This window comes from Lentimicrobiaceae bacterium (genome assembly GCA_023227965.1).
Taxonomy (GTDB): domain Bacteria; phylum Bacteroidota; class Bacteroidia; order Bacteroidales; family JALOCA01; genus JALOCA01.
The window spans coordinates 1-6,978 of the sequence record JALOCA010000067.1 but is presented as its reverse complement, the minus strand read 5'-3'; the positions used below and the strand labels follow the sequence as shown (position 1 = coordinate 6,978).

At 38.4% G+C, this 6,978-nt stretch carries 4 protein-coding genes; 1 reads left to right on the top strand and 3 read right to left on the bottom strand.

Annotation, left to right across the window (positions count from 1 at the left end):
- Together M0R21_13535 and M0R21_13530 are read right to left on the bottom strand one after the other, a co-directional pair.
- A partial coding sequence (locus M0R21_13535; protein ID MCK9618844.1) for a hypothetical protein occupies window positions 1-728 on the bottom strand: 728 nt, incomplete at its 3' end.
- Window positions 729-924: 196 nt separating this feature from the next.
- Window positions 925-5,127, bottom strand: a complete 4,203-nt coding sequence (locus M0R21_13530; GenBank protein MCK9618843.1) for a T9SS type A sorting domain-containing protein — start codon at window positions 5,125-5,127, stop codon at window positions 925-927.
- A 620-nt stretch (window positions 5,128-5,747) separates the two neighbouring features.
- Between M0R21_13530 and M0R21_13525 the strand changes: the two genes are divergently transcribed.
- On the top strand, window positions 5,748-6,488 hold the full coding sequence (locus M0R21_13525) for a hypothetical protein (protein MCK9618842.1): 741 nt from the start codon (window positions 5,748-5,750) through the stop codon (window positions 6,486-6,488).
- A 240-nt stretch (window positions 6,489-6,728) separates the two neighbouring features.
- On the opposite strand, the gene M0R21_13520 is transcribed toward M0R21_13525, so the two are convergent.
- Window positions 6,729-6,978 (bottom strand): hypothetical protein (locus tag M0R21_13520; protein MCK9618841.1); only part of this gene is annotated, 250 nt, incomplete at its 5' end.

The window sequence follows — 6,978 nt, the reverse complement described above, 5'->3', positions numbered from 1 at the left end:
TGCTCATTGCCATCCGCATCGGTTTTGATGATAAGCGGATGAGCATACCCATAATGCCCACCTGGCTCAAGGTAATAGGTATCCCCGGTAATAAGATAACCTCCATCAGAGGTTACCAGCAAACCACGGCATTCTTCGTTAAAAATATTGGTATCCTGCTGTGCATATACTTTTTCCCATAGCACATTGCCGCCGCTGTCCATCTTTACCAGCCATATCCGCTGGGTTTCCCAATCATACAGGTAGGAGGCAAGCGCAATATATCCATCGGGTATCTGCCTTATTTTTACACCATAATCCTGGTTTCCGGGAGTAGATAATATGTTACACCACTCCTTATTGCCGCAAGCATCCAATTTAATGTAAAAAACATCAAACGCAGTGGAATCCTGCCGGGAGGTGGAACCGGTAATAATATAGCCGCCATCTGCCGTTCGTTCTATATCATTCCCATAAGAGTCATAATATTGACTGAATATTTTTTTATCCCACAGCCGGTTTCCGTTTATATCGGTTTTAATTGGCCATACATACATTCGTGGAACAATATCATCAGGATTTACTTTACCAAGTATTACATATCCCTTGTCGTATGTTTCAATGATGTCTCTGCTCCATGCCTGTATATTCTCTCCAAATATTTTGGGCCAATCCTGAGCACATATATTCAACGGAAGTAAAAATAATGTATAGAATATTGATATATAAAACCGGTTAATCTTTTTCATGTGTTATTAATTTTTTAATTTATTGGTCAAATAGCCTGCCCCGATTTCTCGGGGGAATATCCATAAAAAATCATTCTCGGTTGGTATAGGCATAGCCCTTATGGACATTTCATCATAATTTCATTTTAATAGTATTATAAAACCCATATGGCTGAAACTATATCCAGCCATATGGATTTATTGATGGCAGAATAGTTTACCTTTTAATGGTAAACTTTTGCGAAGATAATACAGAATTACCGGAATACAAGGTAATGAGGTAATCTCCCTGTTGGAGAGTTTTTACATAAATAATTTTCTGGTCATGTTCTTTATTGAGTTTTTCCTTTATAACGGTTTTACCATCCATCGTTGTTACGGAACAATTAATGTTGGAACATGTTTTTTTTATCTCATAATCAATGGTTATAAAATCACCAGCGGGATTGGGATATATGTTTAGATATGCTTTCGTTTCCTTTGGCTTTTTATTTCCATATACATGCCCCGCAGGAGTGGATTTTACTCCTGCATCCATAGTTACCGGTTCGTAATAATGAATTATTCCGGCTGTAAGCAATGCATTTCGTGCCAATATGGTGGGGGCAAAGTAATCATTGCTGTCGGCAGCAATGATATTTTGCAGATTTGTTACCTGCAGGCTGTCGAAGGTAAGCGGGGCATTGTTCTGCACTGCACGTTTCAGGCAGTTATAATAAGCAATATATTGCAGATATTCACCCTGTGGCGGGTTATATTGCAGGGAAATGTTTGCCATTACCGCATCAGCAGCGGTAATTTCTCCTTTTTGTAACCGGAGCAGGGCAAGGCTATATTGTGAAGCAAGGCGATCGTCGCCGGCAAGCAGGACGGCTATGCTGTCGCTGCTGCCTTCGGCAAGGTAAATGTTCAGCAAATCGTTAAAAACGGTTGCATAGGTTTGTTTCCACCCGGCAAGTTGCATTTCGAGCATTTCCTTGTCGCCTGCAATATTTTTTCCTTCCAATATCTCAGCCATCATACTGTCGGGCATGGGGACGAAACGGTTTTGTGCCAGTACGAGTATGGAATCGTTTTTTGCCGACTGTGGGTTGGCAATTAGTATATCGCGCAGCATGGCATTGTTAAGTACTTCTTCCTTAGCCGTTGCAATCTTCATTACGGTATCACTCAGGTAGGGCGATTTGCCAAGCAGGCTGGCATAGGTATCCCAGGCTTCCGGTGGAATACTATAGGTTACTTCTTCGGCAAGTGCTTCGGTGTTTCCTCCATCGGTAAGCAGCAGCAACCTGCCGGCTATGCTGTCGGCTTTTGCATTTGCCATAACCATTTGCTCCTTCAGGGAAGAAATAAGCGGGCTGCTTTTCAGATTATCCAATGCATCCGGACAACTGGAGGATGTATAATATGACAAAAGGTTTTGATGTATCGTAATATTGGAGGAACATTTATTTACATCCGGCTGAATTTTTGGAAGACCTGGCTCAAGATAATGGTGGTTATATCTAACTGCATTGGAATAGGTATTATCAATGTCCCATTCGTGGATAGACAAGGAGGAGGAGGAAAAAATATTACCGGCAGAAAAACTGGTTGCAGTGGTGTTATAAACTCCCTGGTCGTATTTAATACCAATATTGGTGGTAAGGGTAAGGCTTCCCCTGTAAACGCCTATGTCGGTAATATTTTGGCTAAAGGTATTACACTTTATGCACAATCCTTCGTTGGTGCCATTGCGGTTAGTACCAAAGGTGGCAATACCACAATGCAGACCGCTGAAGGTATTTCGGTAAACCTCATTGGCATTGGCACCGGAATTTTTGATGTAGGCACCACAGCTTTTTACATATTCGGGTACCTGGTCTTCATCATTGAGGGCTCCATCAACAGCATTATTTTCTATATGGTAAGTATTACAACCATCCAGATACATACCATAAGAAGAATATCCATCTTCCGGCACAAAACTGGAATTAATCAATGGAACATTCATCGTATTGGAAGTAATCTGTGCGCCGACAATGGCGCTGGCATATATGCCGCGGAAATTACCTGCAAAAACACATTCGTTTGCCGTAAACGGGCTTCCGGATGAAAAACTACCGGTGGTTGCATATATTCCGTACAGAAGATTGTTAAAAGAGGTAGCCTTGCTGAGCAGCGAAACATATTGGTCGCAGGTAAAACGTGCATTGTTGGCATAAATACCCTTCGTTTTTCTGAGTGCGTCGGTTTCGGTAAAAACACAACCTTCAAATTTTATGCAGGTAGAATTGGTAAGGTCTTCAAGTTTAACAAACTGCTCCGGCTGGCTTCCGTCTATTAAAGTTCCGGCGGTTTGGAATGTAGTTTCTGTAAATTGAGTTAATGTAACCAGATTTGTATAACCTGTAAAATACACAGATGTACGGTTATTTATAAAATTAGCATTGGTTGCTTTAATTATAGCACCATTTTCCGCTGTTATGGCACATATTGCATTTTCTATTGAACCACTCTTATTAAAAATATTACTTGTAAACTCAACTTGTCCCTGGACGGATTCGGATTGTGCTGCAGATGTTCCCTCTACTATTATTCCTTGCCAAAGGTCATTACAAGCAGTTGTAAGTCTTCCGTCAGGCGTAATAGTTAACTTACCTCCAGGTTGAACAATAATATAAGCATCTTTGTTAATCCATACCGTACTGTTTATAATAAGTGTTTTATTTTGTGGTATTATTATACTACTATTCAGATGAAAATTAGTATCAATAGAATACTCGCTGTCGTTTAAAGTAATTGTTGGCAGTAACTCACCACAATTATCGGTGCATTGATATAGTGGTAAACCGGAATTAGAGTCAAGATTATAAGGTCCCACATTTTTATTATTATCGTCACAATCTTCAAGTTTTGAGAAAGATGCAGGCATATTTGTAGGAATAGGACCTATTCCCCACCAATAGTATCCATCATCATCTTCATCCGAATACTGAACATCTACCGAAAAGTTTTCAAATGATAATGCACCGTTTAACTTAATTTCATTAGTAACTTCATTAAGGTTACAGCTTACTACGTAAAATGGTTCATTCATAGGATTATTATAACCTGAACTATTTTTAAAAATAAAGGTTATAGTTCCATTCAAAGGGCTTTCTTCATCAATTATAATATCTTTATCACCTTCAAAACTTGCTTTATAAACAGTATCATACATATTGACATCATCATAACCTATCAGCAACATGCTATGATTTATATTTGTAGTTTTATAGGTACATGGCAAAGGTCCATTGGTTATTAACCATTTTTTTAAATCAGATAAACTGAAAGTAAAATTTGTAAAACCCAATATCCCAACTTTTTTAACCGATTGATAATTTTCACATAAATCACATGGTTCATCACTATATTTATAAGGATAACAATTTTCCTCTACAACTTTATTGTTTACTAACCAACTGGCAACGCCATATGGAAAGCCCCCATTACATGTAAAATCTGAACCCCATGCTGAACCACATGAGAGAACATGTTGTTCCGAAAGATCAATATCATAATGCCGTTTTGTGTTTTTATCATGTGTATTATAATAAATGTTTAATCTTGCTTCCAATCCTGCAATAACTGAAAAAATGTAACATGAACCACAATCTCCCTGATTACGTACTTCTGTAAGCCACCCTGATTTCAAATCGCCTTCATGTGTATCACTGTCATAATAGGGGGAATTCGGATTATTTGCACCATGTCTGTTTCTCCAATCAAATGAATTAACAATCTCTGTAGTAACTGGTATAGGATCTTTGCTACAAATACACTCAAAAATCCCTCCTTTGTAGTAATCAAATCCGGCTAAATTATGCTTCTGCCCGAACATCTGTTCTCTTTCCTGGAAACTGCGTTCCACAACAGAGGTTCTGCCTGCCCGCCAGTACATTTTTTCTTCAGCGATACGCTGGTTCATGATCCTTATTTTTATTGAATCATTTTTCCATTTCGCCTGCGCCTGCAACTGTTTTATATTGGCTATATAATTGGTGTCGAGGTTAAGACTATCTAAACCAAGGAATGCATCAATGATATCAATCCGCAAATAATCGGGCTTGATATCATCCAGGTAACAGGTTTCATCACTTACCATCGAAATTTCAAATTTATCGGATGTAGTAATGAGCGGATAAGCTTCGTAAAGCAGGTAATGATTCCCGTAATTGTCTGCCAAAACAACGCGAACAAGGCTTGAATCACTAAAAAACCGAACAGAACCACTCATTTTAAGAGAATAAAGATGTTTAAACCCGCTGAAGGGTGTCAGTGTTGTGTCTTTCGAAAAAGACTCATTAATTTGAATTACCTGTGAAAAAGCATCTTTTTCAACGACAAAAAACATCGAAAAAAGAAGCACACAGAAAAAAAAGATTTTAGTTCTCATAATTAACTTTTTTAAATGTATTTATTATATCGGATTTGTTTTTTTATTATTTGCGTAGTAATATCATTGATTGTTTTGAAATAATCTGTTAGTGGTGTTGATAATTCCACAGGAGCTATATATTTTTCTTCTCCCGGAAGAACCTGGGGGCTCTTTCTGGAGAATTACAACGTATATATCGGTCTCATAAATATAAAAATCAATATAAATCGCTTATTAATACAAAAACAGATAAAATGTTATATGGTATTTAAAAGAATTTTTAAATAAATTATGTTACGTATTGGTTTATTACTTTTAGCAATATTAATTTATAATCGTTTTTAATCGGAATTTTCTTCATGTTTATTTTTTATCCAACAATACCGATGATGTTATACATTACCAGAAAATATTTTAACAATATTACGCATTGCGAAGCAGACATTTTGCATACTGTAAAAAGCTGTTTTCCATTACTTACAGGTTTTTTAACCATGTCGGGGTTTAATTTTATATCTTTAATTTTCAGGCTATAATACAAATATTAGAAAAAAATTCAGAATACATTGTTAAATACAGAAAAAATTGTTATTACCTTTGTGTTTATTAACCCATTAAAATTTAATATTATGGTAACAATGAAACGAATTTACAAAGGCTCCGATGCAGGTGCGCTTACTACCTGCGATACTATTATTACAACTGCCATCAGTAACAAGGAGCGCCTGATTGCAAAACGCAGCGGATGGAAAGACCCGTTTTTTACCGATTTGCAAAAAAAAATAGCCGATGCCTTTAAAGTATATCTCGGTGTTGACAGTGCCAAAGACCTGCGTGCTGCCACCGCACTTATCATCGGCATGCAAACTGATGTGATAAAAACACTTTCGCAGACAAAAGTGCAGGTAGAAGAAGATTTTAAAAACAACAAAGCTCGCCGCGAAGAAATTTTAAAACAGTTGGGCTTTACCGATTTCTTTAAAAAAGTACAAAGCAGGAACCAGGAAGCCCTTATCGAGATGTTGTTCCGCTTTAAAGCCAACCTCCTTACCGACCTGAAGCAGGAAATTGTAAACAAAGGAACTGCTGCTGCTACCCTCGAAAGCATACTTGCTTATGCCGACCAACTGGAAGCCCTTAACGTAAGCCAGGAAACCCTTAAAGGTGGTCGCAAAGATGTTACCGCTGCTGCTGTTACCGAATTTAATGCCATTTATTCCGAAGTTATCAGCATTTGTCGTATCGTTAGCCGTTTGTTTGCAGATGACAAATTGTTTATTGAGAAGTTTTCGTACAGCCGTATCCTTAAACAGTTATCAGCTTCACAGGGTAATGGCAACAAAGAAGAACCCACAGCAAACCTGCCAGCATCAGAATAACCTGCCGGCATTTAAAAATATTTGCACCATCCGGGGCGTACGCAATTTTTATTGTATGGTTCGCAAATCTATTCGTGCCGGTATAAAGTCTATTTGGGTAGTACGCAAGTCTACTCGGATAGTACGCAGCTCTACTCGGGGTGTACGCAAGTCAATTCATGCCGGTATAAAGTCTATTTGGGTAGTACGCAAGTCTATTCGGATAGTACGCAGCTCTACTCGGAGTGTCCGCAAGTCAATTCATGCCGGTATAAAGTCTATTTGGGTAGTACGCAAGTCAATTCGGATAGTACGCAGCTCTATTCGGGGCGTCCGCAAGTCAATTTGTGCCGGTATAAAGTCTATTTGGGTAGTACGCAGCTCTACTTGGGGTGTCCGCTGGAGGGAGTGTACAACGAACTGTGTCAAGTAAACTTTTAGTACATTTGTTTGTCGGGATAAACGGACACAGGCTCTGCTGAGGAGCAAGCAGTGAAGGAATAAACCCGAC